Below are 15,646 nucleotides of genomic sequence, written 5' to 3'. Positions count from 1 at the left end.
CGGGCCAACCGGCCACGACAGTCGCTCAACGGTCCACTCTCTCACCCGTGCCGGAGGGGTCGGCACTTTCCGGAGCGGTGTCCGGTGCCGGGTCACTCGGGTGCTCCGGCTCATCTGACCCGGACTTCGCCGGGGACTGCTCTTCGGCAGTGTGTACGACAGAGGCCGCTTCGGCGTTCGCGTCCTCGTCCGTCGGGACGCTTTCCGACGGGTCGTCGTCGTCCATGGAGGCTTCTTCCGCCGCCTGCCGGGCAGCGGCGCGCTTGCGCTGGGTGTACATCCGGAATCCTGCGAGGACGAGGAGCAGGACGCCACCGGCGATGACCAGCATGACCGTGGCCGTGATCTCGGTGACGTTCACGGTGAATCTGACCTCGTCACCATACTTCTCGCCGTCCGCCGTGTAGAGCTGGGCGACGACATCGGCCTTGCCGTTGGCCTTGGCGTTGGTGGTGAACTTCACCGATTCGCTGTGACCGCCGGAGATGTCGACGGAGTGCTCGTCGAAGTCATCGTCACCGATCTTCAGGCGCTTCGGGGCCTTCGACGTGAGGCGAAGTGTCAGATTGTCGACACCCTGCACGAGGTTGTTCTGCACGGTCACAGGGATCGTTGCGCTGCGGCCCGAGAGTTTCGTCTCGGACTTCTCGATCAGCCGGACCTGGTCGGTGAGCGAGTTGAGGTACGACTGCACGTCGTTGCGATAGACCGCCGCGTTCATGGAGTGGCCCCGCCAGGACGTGGACATCTCTCGGTCCATGGTCCTGCCGAACGGCGTGACCACGCGGGATTCGTCGGAGAGGATCACCTTGAAGCGGTCGAGGTCGGCCTGGGTGGCGTGGATCTCCTCGAACGCCGACTTCGGCAGTGCCTGCTTCCGCAGCGACTTGGGGTAGGCCGAGGCTGACGGGATCCTGGTGTTGGCGTCCGGGTCGGGCTTCGCGGCGGCGGCCTCGGACAGTTCCTGGGGTTGCGACCAGTTTCCCCCCTGGAGCGCCGTCAGTGCCTGCGCCATCGTCTGCGCCTGGCTCGCCGACGGCATGCGCTGCGGGGCGATCACGATGCTGCGCTGCTTGTTGTTCTGGAGGTCCGTCACCAGGCTCTGGGCGAGGAACCTCTGCACCGCCAGCGTGGAGCTCTCGGCCTTCGTCATGTCGCCCTGGAACGCAGTCGACAGCCGGGCGTCCGCGACCACTGCCGTGGTGCCGCCGCCGATGGGGCGGGCGGCGTTGGGCGTGTAGGACAGGCTGCTGCTCTCCTGCAGGCTGTCGCTGCGGGCGATCACCTTGTCGGCGCCCGCGGAGATGGCGACCTTGACGATCGACGGGTCGACGGCGCCGTTGACGGGCCAGGTGAAGTCCGTGTCGGGTTCCACCCGGAGGATGTTCCGGACGGTGTCCGAGGCCACATCGGTGGCGCCCTTGAGTCGGCTGAGGGAGCCCGTGATCGTCTTTCCGTTGTGGGCCAACGAAGCGAGGTCGGGGTCGGCGAAGGGGAGAGCGATCACCTCCTCGCCCTGGACCGCCGTCTCGAGCTCCGTCAGCCACTCCTTGGCGACGGCCTGGTTCTTGCCCGCGACGGTGGTTCCTTCGCTCCGGACCCGGTAGCTCCCCGTCATCGCGACCACCGATGCCAGCAGATCCGGATCGATCACCCAGGTGATGTCCAGGTCCTTGCCCAGCGTCAGCATCTGCTCCAGGCGCCCGCCGGCCGAGATCTCCTTGGCCAGGTCGTCGTTCAGGAAGACAGGCGTCTGTTGCTCGCCGGGACCGGTCTCGGCCGTCAGGTGGGTGGTGGAGATCAGCGGCCAGAGGTACGTCGTCTTCGTCTTGGCACCCGCAGCGTCGGGCTGCCACGGCAGGAAGGTGCGCTGGATGCCGAGGACCTGGTCGTACTGAGCGGCGGCGGTCTTGCCCGACAGCGAGACACCCAGCTGATAGACACCGTCCGAGCCGAGATCCAGCTCCTTGACGGGCACCGAGATGGTGAAGGGCTGGGCCACACCGGAGGCGAGCTCGGGAAACTTCTCCACGTACTTCCCGCCGACCTCCGTCCCGTCCGTGAACTGGTCGAAGCCGGTACGTTTGGCCGCGTCGTCGATGGCCGAGCGGCCCGTCACGGCCCCTGAGGCCACACGCAGGCCCACGTGGGCATCCGTGACCGTCTGCTTGCCCTTGTTCGTGACCGTGCCGGAGACGGTGACCGTGTCGCCGTCGGTGGGCAGGCTGGGGCTGAGCGAGTCCAGGGAGACCTCGACCGTGTTCGACCCCGTGGCCTCGGTCAGGGAGGCTTTCGGCGCCGCCTCCGCGGACAGGGCCGCGGGCAGCTGAACCAGACCGGCCAGCAGCGGTGCCCCGGCGAACAGCGCTCCGGTGCGCAGCAGCCACCGGCGGGCAGGTGAGGGACTCGTCCCCTGGAAGTCTGCCGCCTCGGCCACGCGCTCGCCCGTCCCTCGTCGTGTCAGTGGTCGTCGGAATGTGCGTCCACGCATGGTAACGATGCGCGCTGAGGGGAAGTGCCGCGGTCCGCTCCACAAGATCGGGGGCTAGGTCGAGCTGTCCCCGTATGTGCACGTATCAAGGGGGTCGGGGAGGGGAGCACCTGCGCGAAGCCCTTGTGCACTTTCAATGGAGGCGACCGCTGCCACCGGCGCCCCGTACCCTTTTCTGTTGTGCCGAACGCCAACGAAGACATCAGTGCCCTGAGCCAGGTGCAGCGCCGCGCGGTGAGTGAACTGCTGCGGGTGTCCCCGGTCGCCGACGACCTCGCCCGCCGATTCCAGGAGGCCGGGTTCTCACTCGCTCTGGTCGGCGGTTCGGTCAGGGACGCGCTGCTCGGCAGGCTCGGCAACGACCTGGACTTCACGACGGACGCCCGCCCCGAGGACGTGCTGAAGATCGTGCGCCCCTGGGCGGACGCCGTCTGGGAGGTCGGCATCGCCTTCGGCACGGTGGGGGCGCAGAAGGACGGCTATCAGATCGAGGTCACGACCTATCGGTCAGAGGCGTACGACCGGACCTCGCGCAAGCCCGAGGTGTCGTACGGCGACTCGATCGAGGAAGATCTCGTACGCCGCGACTTCACCGTGAACGCGATGGCGGTGGCCCTCCCCGAGAAGGAGTTCATCGACCCCCATGGTGGGCTTGGGGACCTCTCGGCACGCCTACTGCGTACTCCCGGCACGCCTGAGGACTCCTTTTCCGACGATCCGCTGCGCATGATGCGTGCCGCGCGTTTTGCCGCGCAGTTGGACTTCGAGGTGGCCCCCGAGGTCGTCTCGGCGATGACCGGGATGGCCGGCCGTCTCGAGATCGTCTCGGCGGAGCGGGTACGGGACGAGCTGAACAAGCTCATTCTGTCCGCCCACCCCCGCGAGGGCCTGAGCCTGCTGGTCGATACCGGCCTCGCCGAGTACGTCCTGCCCGAGCTCCCGGCGTTGCGGCTGGAACGGGACGAGCACCATCGGCACAAGGACGTCTACGACCACACGCTGATCGTTCTGGAGCAGGCGATCGCGCTCGAGGACGGCGGACCGGACCTCACTCTGCGGCTCGCCGCTCTGCTGCACGACATCGGCAAGCCCCGCACTCGTCGATTCGAGACGGACGGCAGGGTCTCCTTCCATCACCACGAGGTGGTGGGCGCCAAGATGACCAAGAAGCGCATGACTGCCCTGAAGTACTCCAACGAACTCGTCAAGGATGTCTCGCGTCTGGTCGAACTCCACCTGCGCTTCCACGGGTATGGAATGGGTGAGTGGACGGACTCGGCCGTCCGCCGCTACGTACGCGATGCCGGCCCGCTCCTGGAGCGGCTCCACAAGCTGACCCGCTCCGACTGCACGACGCGGAACAAGCGCAAGGCGAACGCCCTGTCTCGCGCGTACGACGGTCTGGAGGAGCGCATTGCCCAGCTCCAGGAGCAGGAGGAACTTGACGCCATCCGCCCGGACCTCGACGGCAACCAGATCATGGAGATCTTGAGCGTCGGCCCCGGGCCGGTGATCGGGCAGGCGTACAAGTTCCTGCTGGAACTGCGGTTGGAGAACGGGCCGATGGAACACGGCGAGGCCGTGACAGCACTCAAGGACTGGTGGGCCCAGACGTCACGGGCTTCTTGACGACAGGTGGGCACCTGCCTGTCCAGGACAGCAGAGCGGTGCGATGTTTCACGTGAAACATCGCACCGCTCTGCTGTCCTGGGAGTCGGTAAGGGGTGTGGTCACCGAGGGGGCGATGTTTCACGTGAAACATCGTGGCCCCCGCATCGTCGCCGCCTTGCCACCCCGAAGCGGGCCATGACCGCAGCGATCAGTCCGTAGATCACGGCCACGGTGATCACCAGAGCGGCTGAGCGGCCGTCCGGAGGAAGCATCAGAGCGGCCACGGCGGCGGCGCCGACGAAGGCGACGTTGAACAGAACGTCGTACAGGGAGAAGATCCGGCCCCGGTAGCCGTCGTCGACAGAGGACTGGACGATTGTGTCCGTGGAGATCTTCGCGCCCTGGGTGATCAGACCCAGGACGAACGCCGCGATCAACAGGGGCGCTTCCGCGAACGGCAGGCCGAGGGCCGGTTCGAGCAGTGCGGCGGCAGCGGAGCAGGTGACGATCCAGAGGCCCGGCCCCAACCGTCCGGCTGCCCAGGGCGTGATCACCGCAGCGGTGAAGAACCCGGCTCCCGAGATCCCCACGGCGAGACCGAGGAGGGCCAACCCCTGCTCGGAGTCGGGAGCCCCGGAACTGTCGGACGACCAGGCATACCGACAGAGCATGAGCACCATGACGGTCAGGGCGCCGTAGCAGAACCGCATCAGCGTCATCGAGGCCAACGCCCAGGCAGCCGTACGCCGCCCCGGTTCGGCAAGATGTCGTACGCCCGCCGCCAGGCCTCGCGCGGTCCCGGCGAGCGCCACCCACAGCCGAGGCTGCACCAACTCCGGTTCCGGGCCGAGCAGCTCTCGGGCGATACGCAGCGAGGCCAGGGCCGCGCACAGGTACAGGACCGAGCCGAGGAGGACGACCACCGCGTCGGAGTCCGAGACCACCAGCCGAACGGCGAAGGCAAGTCCGCCGCCGACGGTCGCGGCGAGCGTTCCGGCCGTCGGGGAGAGCGAGTTGGCGACGACCAGGCGGTCGGCGTCCACCACGCGGGGCAGTGCGGCGGAGAGCCCCGCCAGCACGAAGCGGTTGACCGCGGTGACGCACAGAGCGGAGACGTAGAAGAGCCAGTCGGGCACGTGGCTCAGGATCAGGACGGCTGTCACACACGCCAGCAGGGCGCGTAGCAGGTTTCCGTACAGCAGCACCTGGCGACGTCGCCAGCGGTCCAGCAGGACGCCCGCGAAGGGGCCGACGAGGGAGTACGGCAGGAGCAGGATCGCCATGGCGGAGGCGATCGCGGCCGCCGAGGTCTGCTTCTCGGGGGAGAACACGACGTACGTGGCGAGCGCGACCTGATAGACGCCGTCGGCTCCCTGGGACAGCAGCCGTACGGCCAGCAGGTGCCGGAAGTCTCGGAGGCGGAGCAGGACACGCAGGTCGCGCACGACGGACATGGGGCACAGCCTCACATACGGGGAGGGCCCCCGGGCGCATGACCCGGAGACCCTCAATAGCCCACTACCAGCGCCTGGTCAGCGCTCGACCTCGCCCTTGATGAACTTCTCGACGTTCTCTCGGGCCTCGTCGTCGAAGTACTGCACAGGCGGGGACTTCATGAAGTACGAGGACGCCGACAGGATCGGGCCGCCGATGCCGCGGTCCTTGGCGATCTTCGCGGCGCGCACGGCGTCGATGATGACACCAGCGGAGTTCGGGGAGTCCCAGACCTCGAGCTTGTACTCCAGGTTCAGCGGGACGTCACCGAATGCGCGGCCTTCGAGGCGGACGTACGCCCACTTGCGGTCGTCGAGCCAGGCCACGTAGTCGGACGGTCCGATGTGGACATTGTCGGCGCCGAGTTCGCGGTCACGGATCTGGGAGGTGACGGCCTGGGTCTTGGAGATCTTCTTGGACTCCAGGCGTTCGCGCTCGAGCATGTTCTTGAAGTCCATGTTGCCGCCGACGTTCAGCTGCATCGTGCGGTCCAGGACCACACCGCGGTCCTCGAACAGCTTCGCCATCACGCGGTGCGTGATCGTGGCGCCGACCTGCGACTTGATGTCGTCACCGACGATCGGGACGCCCGCCTCGACGAACTTGTCCGCCCACTCCTTGGTGCCGGCGATGAAGACCGGAAGCGCGTTGACAAAGGCGACCTTGGCGTCGAGGGCGCACTGGGCGTAGAACTTCGCCGCGGCCTCGGACCCGACGGGCAGGTAGCAGACGAGGACGTCGACCTGCTTGTCCTTGAGGACCTGGACCACGTCGACCGGGGCGTCGGCGGACTCCTCGATGGTCTCGCGGTAGTACTTGCCGAGGCCGTCGAGGGTGTGGCCGCGCTGCACGCTCACACCTGTGGCGGGCACGTCACAGATCTTGATGGTGTTGTTCTCGGAGGCGCCGATGGCGTCCGCGAGGTCGAGACCGACTTTCTTGGCGTCGACATCGAAGGCCGCGACGAACTCCACGTCACGGACGTGGTAGTCACCGAACTGCACGTGCATGAGGCCGGGGACCCTCGACGCCGGGTCGGCGTCCTTGTAGTACTCGACTCCCTGCACCAGCGACGCGGCGCAGTTGCCCACGCCGACGACGGCTACGCGAACCGAACCCATTCCGGTTGCTCCCTGTGTGTACGAGTGAGGTCCTGGCAGGGACCTCACGTGGTGGTGTCGCCGGGCGCTTCCGGCCCGGGGATGTCCCCGGGCCGGGGCAGGGCGCCCGGCGCTCCCTCTGTGGTGTCGCGAGCGGGTTCTCCGTGGGCGGGACCCTTCAGGTCCCGACCTGCCCGCTCGCTTTCGATGAGCTCGTTCAGCCAGCGCACTTCGCGCTCCACGGACTCCATCCCGTGGCGCTGGAGCTCGAGCGTGTAGTCGTCGAGGCGCTCGCGGGTGCGTGCCAGGGAGGCACGCATCTTCTCCAGCCGTTCCTCCAAACGGCTGCGACGGCCCTCCAGGACGCGCATGCGCACATCACGGGAGGTCTGCCCGAAGAACGCGAAGCGAGCAGCGAAGTGCTCGTCCTCGTAGGCGTCCGGACCCGTCTGCGAGAGCAGCTCCTCGAAGTGCTCCTTACCTTCCGCCGTCAACCGGTAGACGATCTTGGCGCGGCGGCCCGTGAGTGGGGCGGCGGCAGCATCTTCCGGGGTACCACCCGACTCCTCGATCAACCAGCCGTTCGCGACCAGCGTCTTGAGGCACGGGTAGAGCGTCCCGTAGCTGAACGCACGGAACACACCCAACGACGTGTTGAGTCGTTTGCGCAGCTCATAGCCGTGCATCGGGGCTTCGCGGAGCAGACCGAGGACAGCGAACTCGAGTATCCCGGAGCGCCGGCTCATCGTCGCCTCCCCTCTCCCGCTGGCCCTGTCGACACGTTTTATGCCGAGCTGATGTATCGACTCGATACATCCAGACGATAGAACGCCCCTACGGATGCGACAAGTGGGGATCCGGTGAACGGGGTCACATCACCGATTAGTAGGAAGCAAGTTGCCTGATTTGGGATGAAGTTCGGTGCTCAGTGGGTTTTGGCGGTGCGTAGTCTGTGCGGCATGCACACCACTGGGAGCCGAGTGACGTTTGAGCACGTCGTCGTCCTGGGTGCGGTACGGATGAATGCCAGCAGGGCCGCATCCGTACTTCGGGGGGACCGGAAACCAGCCGCCGTTTCCAGGCGCGCACGGGTGCGCCTGCCCGAGGAGTAGTCGTTCGATGAGCGAGCACCGTCGCAAACCGCCGCAGCCGCAGGGAGGCGGACGTGCCGCGGCCCGACGCGGCCAGTCGGCGTCCGCCGGCCGCCGCGCGGCACCGCGGGGCGCCACCGGGTCACTTTCCGACACCTATGGCGCGGGAGGTGAGGAGATCCAGTACGAGGGCCGTGCCACTCGACGGGCGTCGCAGAGAAGCAGCGACCCCGGCGTCGGCGGCCGCCGTAGAGCCGCCGAACCCGCAGGGCGTGGACCCGGCCGTGGCCGTGGCGCGGCTCCGCCAGGGAAGAAGCGCCTTATCGACTACCCGCGTGCCGGCAAATACGGGGCGATGCGCTGGGTGCCGTCGTGGCGCCAGGTGACCGGGCTGTTCATCGGGTTCTTCGGAAGCCTGGTGGCGGCGGCGGGCATCGGATACGCGGTCGTGGCCGTACCCAACCCTGCCGAGGCCGCGACGGCGCAGAACAACGTCTACTACTGGTCGGACGGCTCGCAGATGGTCGCGACGGGTGGTGAGGTCAACCGCCAGATCATCGCGTACGAGAAGATCCCCAAGGAGATGCGCTACGCCGTCATGTCGGCCGAGAACAAGACGTTCGAGACCGACAGCGGCGTCGACCCGATGGGTATCGCCCGAGCCGTCGTCAACATGGCCAAGGGTGGTCAGACGCAGGGTGGTTCGACCATCACCCAGCAGTACGTGAAGAACGCCATGCTCGACGACCAGTCGCAGACCCTGTCGCGGAAGGTCAAGGAGCTCTTCATCTCGGTCAAGGTGGGCACCTCGGTCGAGAAGGAAGACATCATGCGGGGGTACCTGAACACCGCGTACTACGGACGCGGTGCGTACGGTATTCAGGCGGCCGCCCGCACGTACTTCGGCGAGGACGCCGACAAGCTCGATCCGAGCCAGTGCGCCTTCCTCGCCGCTGTCCTCAAGGGCGCCACGTACTACGACCCGGCCGGCGCGCCGTCGATCGACCCGGAGGCCTCGCCGGAGAACAACCGCAAACGGGCCACGTTGCGCTGGCGCTGGATCCTCGACGAGATGGTCAAGGACAAGCACCTGTCCGCGGCAGAACGGGCGAAGTACCCCGACTTCCCCAAGATCCAGAGCCCACGGTCGAACGCCCAGCTGGGGGGCCAGATCGGCTACCTCGTCGACACGGCCAAGGGTTACATCCTCAACAACACGAATATCGACCAGAAGGCGCTCGAGCGGGGCGGCTACGAGATCCACACGACTTTCGACAAGAACAAGGTCAAGGAACTCGAGAAGGCCGTGGCGAAGGTCCGCAAGGGGAACATCAAGCCCGACCTGCGTCCGAAGACCGACACCCATGTGCAGTTCGGCGGCGCGTCGGTGAATCCGAAGTCGGGTGCCATCGAGGCGATCTACGGCGGTGTGGACGCCACCAAGCACTTCACCAACAACGCCGATGTCACCGGTGCGCAGGTCGGTTCGACGTTCAAGACGTACGTCCTCGCGGCAGCCATGACCTGGGGCAAGCGCGACCCCAACCTCGATGGGGACCAGGCGCAGGACGAGCGCACCATCGTCTCGCCGAAGAGCCTTTACAGCGGCAGGAACAACCTCAAGATCAAGGACTACGACGGCCAGGTCTGGACGAATGAGAAGGGTGAGGAGTGGCTACAGGCCAACGACGATGACGCGTCGTACGGCAGTGCGCCGAAGTACCAGATCGACCTCCGTGAGGCGATGCGGGTCTCGGCGAACTCGGCCTTCGTGCAGCTGGGCATGGACGTCGGTCTGGACCGGGTGAAGGAAGCGGCCATCGAGGCGGGCCTCAAGGAGAGCAGCCTGGCCGGCACCAGCTTCCCGTCCTTCTCGATCGGTATCTCCGACCCCAGCGCGATCCGTATGGCCGGCTCCTACGCGACCTTCGCCGCCAGCGGCAAGCAGAACGACCCGTTCTCGGTGAAGACGGTCGAGTACGACGGTCTGACGAGGTTCGACCACGACGAAATCGCCGAGCCCAAGCGGGCCTTCACGTCGGAGGTCGCCGACAACGTCACCGACGTCCTCAAGACCGTCGTCGACGAGGGAACCGGTACGTCGGCCCAGCTCACCGGCCGTGAGGTGGCGGGCAAGACCGGTACCACCGACGGCAACAAGTCGGCCTGGTTCGTCGGGTACACCCCGCAGTTGTCGACCGCGATCAGCATGTACCGCATGGACGACGACGAGTCGAACAAGAACCGCAAGTTCTTGGAGATGTACGGCACGGGTGGCCAGGAGACGATCCACGGTGCGTCGTTCCCGGCCGAGATCTGGCACGACTACATGGAGGACGCGCTCAAGGGCGAGCCGGCTGTGGACTTCCCCGAGCCCCAGCCGATCGGTGTGATCGTGAACGACGACCCGGACCCGACGCCGACCCCGACGCCGACCGAGTCCGAGGAGGAGCGCCCCGAGCCGAGCCCGACGCCGACCGAGAGCGAGATCCTGCCGTCGCCGACACCCAGCGAGACCTGCCGCAACCCGTTCGACACCACCTGTGAGGACACCGGCGAGACGGACGCGGGCGGTACGGACGCCGGTGGAACCGTTGGTGGGGTGACCCCGACCCCGACGGAGTCGGAGGACGATACGAGAGGCAATCAGAACGGGGGACTCTTCGGAGGCTCCGAAGGGTAGCCCCCCGCTCGGCAGAATGTGTTTCACGTGAAACAAGGGCCACCCCACCGGTCAGGTGCGGTGGCCCTTGCCGTTCCTGTGGGACCCGGGCATCAGGAGGCCAGGGCGTGTTTCACGTGAAACATGGGCTGTCGCACACGACGGGATGCGGTAGCCCTCGGCGTATTCCCAGGCGCGTACGGCAGGATGTGCGGCATGCCCAGTGCAGAGACGACGCGAGTGAGCGTGGACGAGCCGGAGCCCGTGCGGCCGACCAGGGAGGACGAGGTCGCTTCGACCGGCAGTGAGCTGATCGGCGGCCCGATCGGGCGACGGGCGCTGCTCGGCACGTCCTGGTGGACGCCGGTACGGGTTGTGGCGCTTGTGGCGATCGGCGTGTTCGCGCTCGGCATGGTGCAGAAGCTGCCCTGCTATGACGGCGCCTGGTTCTTCGGGGCCAGCTCCCAGTACACGCACGCCTGCTACTCGGACATCCCCCACCTCTACCAGGGGCGTGGCTTCGCCGACGGGCTCGTGCCGTACTTCGACAAGATCCCCGGCGACATGGAGTACCTCGAGTACCCGGTGCTGACCGGTGTGTTCATGGAGGTCGCCGCCTGGCTCACCCCGGGCAGCGGTACCATCCAGGAACAAGAGCAGTGGTACTGGATGGTCAACGCAGGGATGCTGATGGCGTGCGCGGCGGTCATCGCTGTCTGCTGCGCGCGCATTCACCGCCGACGCCCCTGGGACGGCCTTCTGGTGGCTCTGGCGCCCGCTTTCGCGCTGACCGCCACCATCAACTGGGACCTGCTCGCCGTGGCTCTGCTGGCCGCAGCGATGCTGATGTGGTCGCGCGGGAGGCCCCTCGCCTTCGGTGTGCTGATCGGACTCGCCACTGCCGCCAAGTTCTATCCGTTCCTGGTGCTCGGACCGCTCTTCGTGCTGTGCTGGCGGGCGGGCAAGTGGCGCGCGTTCGTGACCGCTCTGCTAGGCACCGTCGGGGCCTGGCTCGCGGTGAACATCCCGGTGATGCTCCTTGCCCCCGACGGATGGGCGAAGTTCTACCGCTTCAGCCAGGAACGTGGCGTTGACTTCGGCTCCTTCTTCCTCGTCGTCGCGCAGCGGATGAACATCCAGATCACGGCCGAGACCGCGAACGCGTATGCGATGGTCTCGATGGTGCTCGTCTGCGCGGGCATCGCCGCGCTCACACTGACCGCACCGCGCCGCCCGCGCTTCGCGCAACTTGCCTTCCTGATCGTCGCGGCCTTCATCCTCACCAACAAGGTCTACTCGCCGCAGTACGTGCTCTGGCTGGTGCCGCTCGCCGCGCTGGCCCGGCCCCGCTGGCGGGACTTCCTCATCTGGCAGGCGTGCGAAGTGGCGTACTTCCTGGGGATCTGGATGTACCTCGCGTACACGACCAGCGGGGACGCCCACAAGGGTCTGCCTGCCGAGGGCTACCAACTCGCCATCATGGCGCACCTGTTGGGGACGCTGTACCTGTGCGTCCTCGTCGTGCGGGACATCTTCATGCCCGAGCGCGACACGGTGCGCCGGGCGGGCGACGACGATCCCTCCGGTGGAGTGCTCGACGGCGCGGAGGACGTTCATGTGTACGGCGCGGCGGCCCATCCCCCGCGGCACGCGATGCACTTCGAAGGGGCACAGGTGGAGTGGGGAAGCCGTGATCCGGGAAACAGTTCGCCCTGAGCGAACAGAGCGCGGGCAGGTAACGCGGAGGGCCGTACACGAGGTCTCGTGTACGGCCCTCCGCGTTGCACCGCGGATGATCCGTCCGGCGATTCGTTCCCTCGCCTCTCGGGAGGCAGGGGCTCAGCGGTCGACGATCCGGTCGAACTGCGTGGTGGTGTGCCGCAGATGGGCCACCAGTTCCTCGCCGACCTTCGGCTCCGGGGCGTCCGACGGCACGAAGAGGATCGACACCTGCATGTGCGGCGGCTCGGCGAACCAGCGCTGTTTGCCGCCCCAGACGAATGGAGAAAGGTTCCGGTTGACCGTGGCGAGGCCTGCCCGTGCGACGCCCTTGGCGCGCGGCATGACGCCGTGCAGCGCCTTCGGCGCCTCCAGACCCACCCCGTGCGACGTACCGCCCGCCACGACGACCAGGAAGCCGTCGGAGGCCGCCTTCTGCTGCCGGTAACCGAAGCGGTCGCCCTTGGCGACGCGGGTCACGTCCAGCACGGCCCCGCGGTACTCGGTCGCCTCGTGGTCACCCAGCCACAGCCGCGTGCCGATGCGGGCCCGGAAACGGGTCTGCGGGAACTGCTGCTGGAGGCGGATGAGGTCCTCGGACTTGAGGTGGCTCACGAACATGGTGTGCAGAGGCAGCCGGGCCGCGCGCAGGCGGTCCATCCAGCCGATGACCTCCTCGACGGCGTCCGAGCCGTCGGTGCGGTCCAGCGGCAGGTGGATGGCGAAGCCCTCCAGGCGCACGTTCTCTATGGCTGCGTGGAGCTGGGGCAGTTCCTGCTCGCTCACTCCGTGCCGCTTCATCGAGGACATGACCTCGATGACGACACGGGCACCCACGAGCCCGTACACGCCGTCGACCGACGACACGGAACGGATGACACGGTCGGGCAGGGGTACGGGCTCCTCAGCGCGCCGGTAGGGCGTCAGCACCAGCAGGTCGCCGCTGAACCAGTCCTTGATCCGGGCGGCCTCGTACGTGGTGCCGACGGCGAGGATGTCCGACCCGAGGCGCGTGGCCTCTTCCGCCAGCTTCTCGTGCCCGAAGCCGTAGCCGTTGCCCTTGCAGACGGGGACGAGTCCCGGGAACTGCTCCTGAACATGCTTGTGGTGTGCCCGCCAGCGCGCGGTGTCGACGTACAGCGTGAGCGCCATGGACGGTCCCGGAACCTTTCTCGTGGCTGCGGTGTATCAGAGGTATGGAAGCAAAAACGGGGGCGTCAGCGGCGCGACATGTAGATGTCGAGTGCCTTGTGGAGCAGCTTGTTCAGCGGGAAGTCCCACTCACCGAGGTATTCGGCGGCCTGTCCGCCCGTGCCCACCTTGAACTGGATCAGACCGAAGAGGTGATCCGTCTCGTCCAGCGAGTCGGAGATACCGCGCAGGTCGTAGACGGTCGCGCCAAGAGCGTAGGCGTCGCGCAGCATGCGCCACTGCATCGCGTTCGAGGGCCGGACCTCACGGCCGATGTTGTCCGAGGCACCGTAGGAGTACCAGACGTGCCCGCCGACGACCAGCATGGTCGCGGCGGACAGGTTCACGCCGTTGTGCCGGGCGAAGTAGAGCCGCATGCGGTTGGGGTCCTCGGTGTTGAGGGCCGTCCACATACGTTGGAAGTACGACAGCGGGCGGGGCCGGAAGCGGTCGCGCAGGGCCGTGATCTCGTACAGCCGCTGCCACTCCTCCAGGTCTTGGTAACCGCCCTGGACGACCTCGACGCCCGCCTTCTCGGCCTTCTTGATGTTGCGGCGCCACAGCTGGTTGAAGTTTCTGTGAACCTCTTCCAGGGAGCGGTTGGCCAGCGGCACCTGGTAGACGTAGCGGGGCTGTACGTCACCGAAGCCGGCCCCGCCGTCCTCGCCCTGCTGCCAGCCCATGCGGCGCAGTTTGTCGGCGACCTCGAAGGCGCGTGGCTCGATGAAGTCGGCCTCGATGTCACGCAGACGCTTCACGTCCGGGTTCTGGATGCCCGCCTTGATGGAGGTGGCTTCCCAACGCCTGATGATCACCGGTGGGCCCATCTTCACCGAGAAGGCGCCCTGCTGCTTCAGATGCGCGAGCATCGGCTCCAGCCAGTCGGTGAGGTTCGGGGCGAACCAGTTGATGACCGGGCCCTCGGGCAGATAGGCGAGATAGCGCTTGATCTTGGGCAGTTGGCGGTACAGCACCAGGCCGGCGCCGACCATCTCACCGGTCTTGTCGTCGAACCACCCGAGGCTCTCGGAGCGCCACTCGGCCTTGACGTCGGCCCAGGCCGGGACCTGCATGTGGCTAGCCGAGGGCAGGCTCTGGATGTAAGCCAGATGCTGCTCACGGCTGATCGTCCTCAGGGTCAGGCTCATTCAGGGCGCTCCTCGGGCTGGTGTGTCCCCATGGGTACAGGGGCTCCGGCTCTCGCGCCGAAGCCTACTGCGCCCTGCGGGCGCCTCGAATGGCCGTATGGAACCTGGGGCCCGGCCAGTATGCGGCCGGGACACCAGGTGGTGCTATTCGGCTGCTTGGTCCGATGTAGGGCGGCGGACAGCTACAAGTACGGTCCGCCGCCCGCGCGGCCGGGGTACGGAGTCAGCCGATGACCCCGCCGAAGAGACCTCCATGGGCCATGCCGAGGAAGAAGCCGACGGCCGAGGCACCGAGACCCACGATCAGGCCGAAGCGCTCACGGGTCGTCTCCGAGATGAACTGCCCGTACGCGCCGGTCAGAATCCCCACCAACCCTGCCCAGGAACTGAGCAGGTGCAGATGGTGGAACATCGCGGTGACGAAGGAGACCGCCCCGAGTACGAGCGTCATGGCCAGCAGGGTGTCCTGTACTGGGTGGGGCTTGTCGTCGGTGGCGAACAGAGAGCCGGCGATGTTGGGTCGCAATGTCTGTGCCATAGGGCACCTCCTGCGGAAGGCGGCGCATCGTAGCGCCATACACACCCGATGTGTACAGACTGACGGTCACCACCCCTGGATTTCAACCGGAAGCGGGGGTGCAGGTAGTCTGTAGCGTCTGCACCGGTGTCTGCCCAGGCCATGGCAGGGATCCCCAGCGGGGACCCCGATTGTCAGTGGCTGCCGATACCGTTGCGTACGCATCACGACCCTCCTGCCACGGAACGACCGTGGCCGCTGAGTCCAAAGGAGGTGGGTTCTACATGCGTCACTACGAGGTGATGGTCATCCTCGACCCCGATCTGGAGGAGCGCGCTGTCGCCCCTCTGATCGAGAACTTCCTCTCCGTCGTCCGTGAGGGCAACGGAAAGGTCGAGAAGGTCGACACCTGGGGCCGTCGTCGTCTCTCGTACGAGATCAAGAAGAAGCCTGAGGGCATCTACTCGGTCATCGATCTGCAGGCCGAGCCTGCGGTCGTCAAGGAGCTCGACCGCCAGATGAACCTGAACGAGTCGGTCCTCCGGACCAAGGTCCTCCGCCCCGAGACCCACTGAGCTCTCCCGCTCAGCTGATCCCGGGATCCGAGTAGCAGCACTAGCAG

General features: G+C 66.9%; 11 protein-coding genes. 4 read left to right on the top strand and 7 right to left on the bottom strand.

Annotated features, from left to right (window positions below):
* Positions 1–25: 25 nt before the first annotated feature.
* Positions 26–2,437 carry a DUF6049 family protein gene (locus tag OG858_RS22980; RefSeq protein WP_328544519.1) on the bottom strand — a complete coding sequence of 804 codons (2,412 nt, stop codon included), beginning with the start codon at positions 2,435–2,437 and terminating at the stop codon, positions 26–28.
* Between the two features lie 234 nt (positions 2,438–2,671).
* Between OG858_RS22980 and OG858_RS22975 the strand changes: the two genes are divergently transcribed.
* Positions 2,672–4,120 carry a CCA tRNA nucleotidyltransferase gene (locus OG858_RS22975; RefSeq protein WP_086748632.1) on the top strand — a complete coding sequence of 483 codons (1,449 nt, stop codon included), beginning with the start codon at positions 2,672–2,674 and terminating at the stop codon, positions 4,118–4,120.
* A 101-nt stretch (positions 4,121–4,221) separates the two neighbouring features.
* Here OG858_RS22975 and OG858_RS22970 read toward each other — a convergent pair whose 3' ends face one another.
* From OG858_RS22970 to OG858_RS22960, 3 genes are all read right to left on the bottom strand, one after another.
* Positions 4,222–5,556, bottom strand: a complete 1,335-nt coding sequence (locus OG858_RS22970) for an MFS transporter (protein ID WP_327724466.1) — start codon at positions 5,554–5,556, stop codon at positions 4,222–4,224.
* Positions 5,557–5,634: 78 nt separating this feature from the next.
* Positions 5,635–6,717 (bottom strand): inositol-3-phosphate synthase, encoded by a 1,083-nt coding sequence (locus OG858_RS22965; RefSeq protein ID WP_319260287.1) that lies wholly within the window; start codon positions 6,715–6,717, stop codon positions 5,635–5,637.
* A 44-nt stretch (positions 6,718–6,761) separates the two neighbouring features.
* Entirely contained in the window at positions 6,762–7,442 is a 681-nt protein-coding gene (locus tag OG858_RS22960; protein ID WP_086748635.1) for a PadR family transcriptional regulator, read from the bottom strand.
* 373 nt (positions 7,443–7,815) lie between these two features.
* Here OG858_RS22960 and OG858_RS22955 point away from each other — a divergent pair, with 373 nt between their 5' ends.
* Both OG858_RS22955 and OG858_RS22950 read left to right on the top strand, forming a co-directional pair.
* On the top strand, positions 7,816–10,470 hold the full coding sequence (locus OG858_RS22955) for a transglycosylase domain-containing protein (protein WP_179200998.1): 2,655 nt from the start codon (positions 7,816–7,818) through the stop codon (positions 10,468–10,470).
* Positions 10,471–10,665: 195 nt separating this feature from the next.
* Positions 10,666–12,165: a glycosyltransferase family 87 protein gene (locus OG858_RS22950; RefSeq protein ID WP_086748637.1), complete on the top strand. Its 1,500-nt coding sequence runs from the start codon at positions 10,666–10,668 to the stop codon at positions 12,163–12,165.
* Between the two features lie 123 nt (positions 12,166–12,288).
* On the opposite strand, the gene OG858_RS22945 is transcribed toward OG858_RS22950, so the two are convergent.
* The 3 genes from OG858_RS22945 to OG858_RS22935 all read right to left on the bottom strand — a co-directional run bounded on the left by OG858_RS22945 (position 12,289) and on the right by OG858_RS22935 (position 15,045).
* Positions 12,289–13,320, bottom strand: coding sequence for an alanine racemase (locus OG858_RS22945; RefSeq protein WP_033530670.1), 1,032 nt, complete (start codon positions 13,318–13,320; stop codon positions 12,289–12,291).
* Positions 13,321–13,385: 65 nt separating this feature from the next.
* Positions 13,386–14,507 carry a peptidoglycan bridge formation glycyltransferase FemX gene (femX, locus tag OG858_RS22940; protein ID WP_086748638.1) on the bottom strand — a complete coding sequence of 374 codons (1,122 nt, stop codon included), beginning with the start codon at positions 14,505–14,507 and terminating at the stop codon, positions 13,386–13,388.
* Positions 14,508–14,730: 223 nt separating this feature from the next.
* Positions 14,731–15,045: a hypothetical protein gene (locus tag OG858_RS22935; RefSeq protein WP_327724465.1), complete on the bottom strand. Its 315-nt coding sequence runs from the start codon at positions 15,043–15,045 to the stop codon at positions 14,731–14,733.
* Positions 15,046–15,308: 263 nt separating this feature from the next.
* Between OG858_RS22935 and rpsF the strand changes: the two genes are divergently transcribed.
* Positions 15,309–15,599, top strand: a complete 291-nt coding sequence (gene rpsF, locus OG858_RS22930) for a 30S ribosomal protein S6 (RefSeq protein ID WP_005482942.1) — start codon at positions 15,309–15,311, stop codon at positions 15,597–15,599.
* Positions 15,600–15,646: the final 47 nt, after the last annotated feature.

The organism is Streptomyces europaeiscabiei (assembly GCF_036346855.1).
In the GTDB taxonomy this organism is placed as follows: domain Bacteria; phylum Actinomycetota; class Actinomycetes; order Streptomycetales; family Streptomycetaceae; genus Streptomyces; species Streptomyces europaeiscabiei.
This window is presented reverse-complemented; position numbering and strand designations above follow the sequence as displayed.

Coding starts and splice junctions, on each gene's coding strand:
- OG858_RS22955 (WP_179200998.1), top strand. CDS start 7,816: ATGAGCGAGCACCGTCGCAAACCGCCGCAGCCGCAGGGAGGCGGACGT.
- OG858_RS22950 (WP_086748637.1), top strand. CDS start 10,666: ATGCCCAGTGCAGAGACGACGCGAGTGAGCGTGGACGAGCCGGAGCCC.
- rpsF (WP_005482942.1), top strand. CDS start 15,309: ATGCGTCACTACGAGGTGATGGTCATCCTCGACCCCGATCTGGAGGAG.
- OG858_RS22965 (WP_319260287.1), bottom strand. CDS start 6,717: ATGGGTTCGGTTCGCGTAGCCGTCGTCGGCGTGGGCAACTGCGCCGCG.
- OG858_RS22945 (WP_033530670.1), bottom strand. CDS start 13,320: ATGGCGCTCACGCTGTACGTCGACACCGCGCGCTGGCGGGCACACCAC.
- OG858_RS22970 (WP_327724466.1), bottom strand. CDS start 5,556: ATGTCCGTCGTGCGCGACCTGCGTGTCCTGCTCCGCCTCCGAGACTTC.
- OG858_RS22935 (WP_327724465.1), bottom strand. CDS start 15,045: ATGGCACAGACATTGCGACCCAACATCGCCGGCTCTCTGTTCGCCACC.
- OG858_RS22960 (WP_086748635.1), bottom strand. CDS start 7,442: ATGAGCCGGCGCTCCGGGATACTCGAGTTCGCTGTCCTCGGTCTGCTC.
- femX (WP_086748638.1), bottom strand. CDS start 14,507: ATGAGCCTGACCCTGAGGACGATCAGCCGTGAGCAGCATCTGGCTTAC.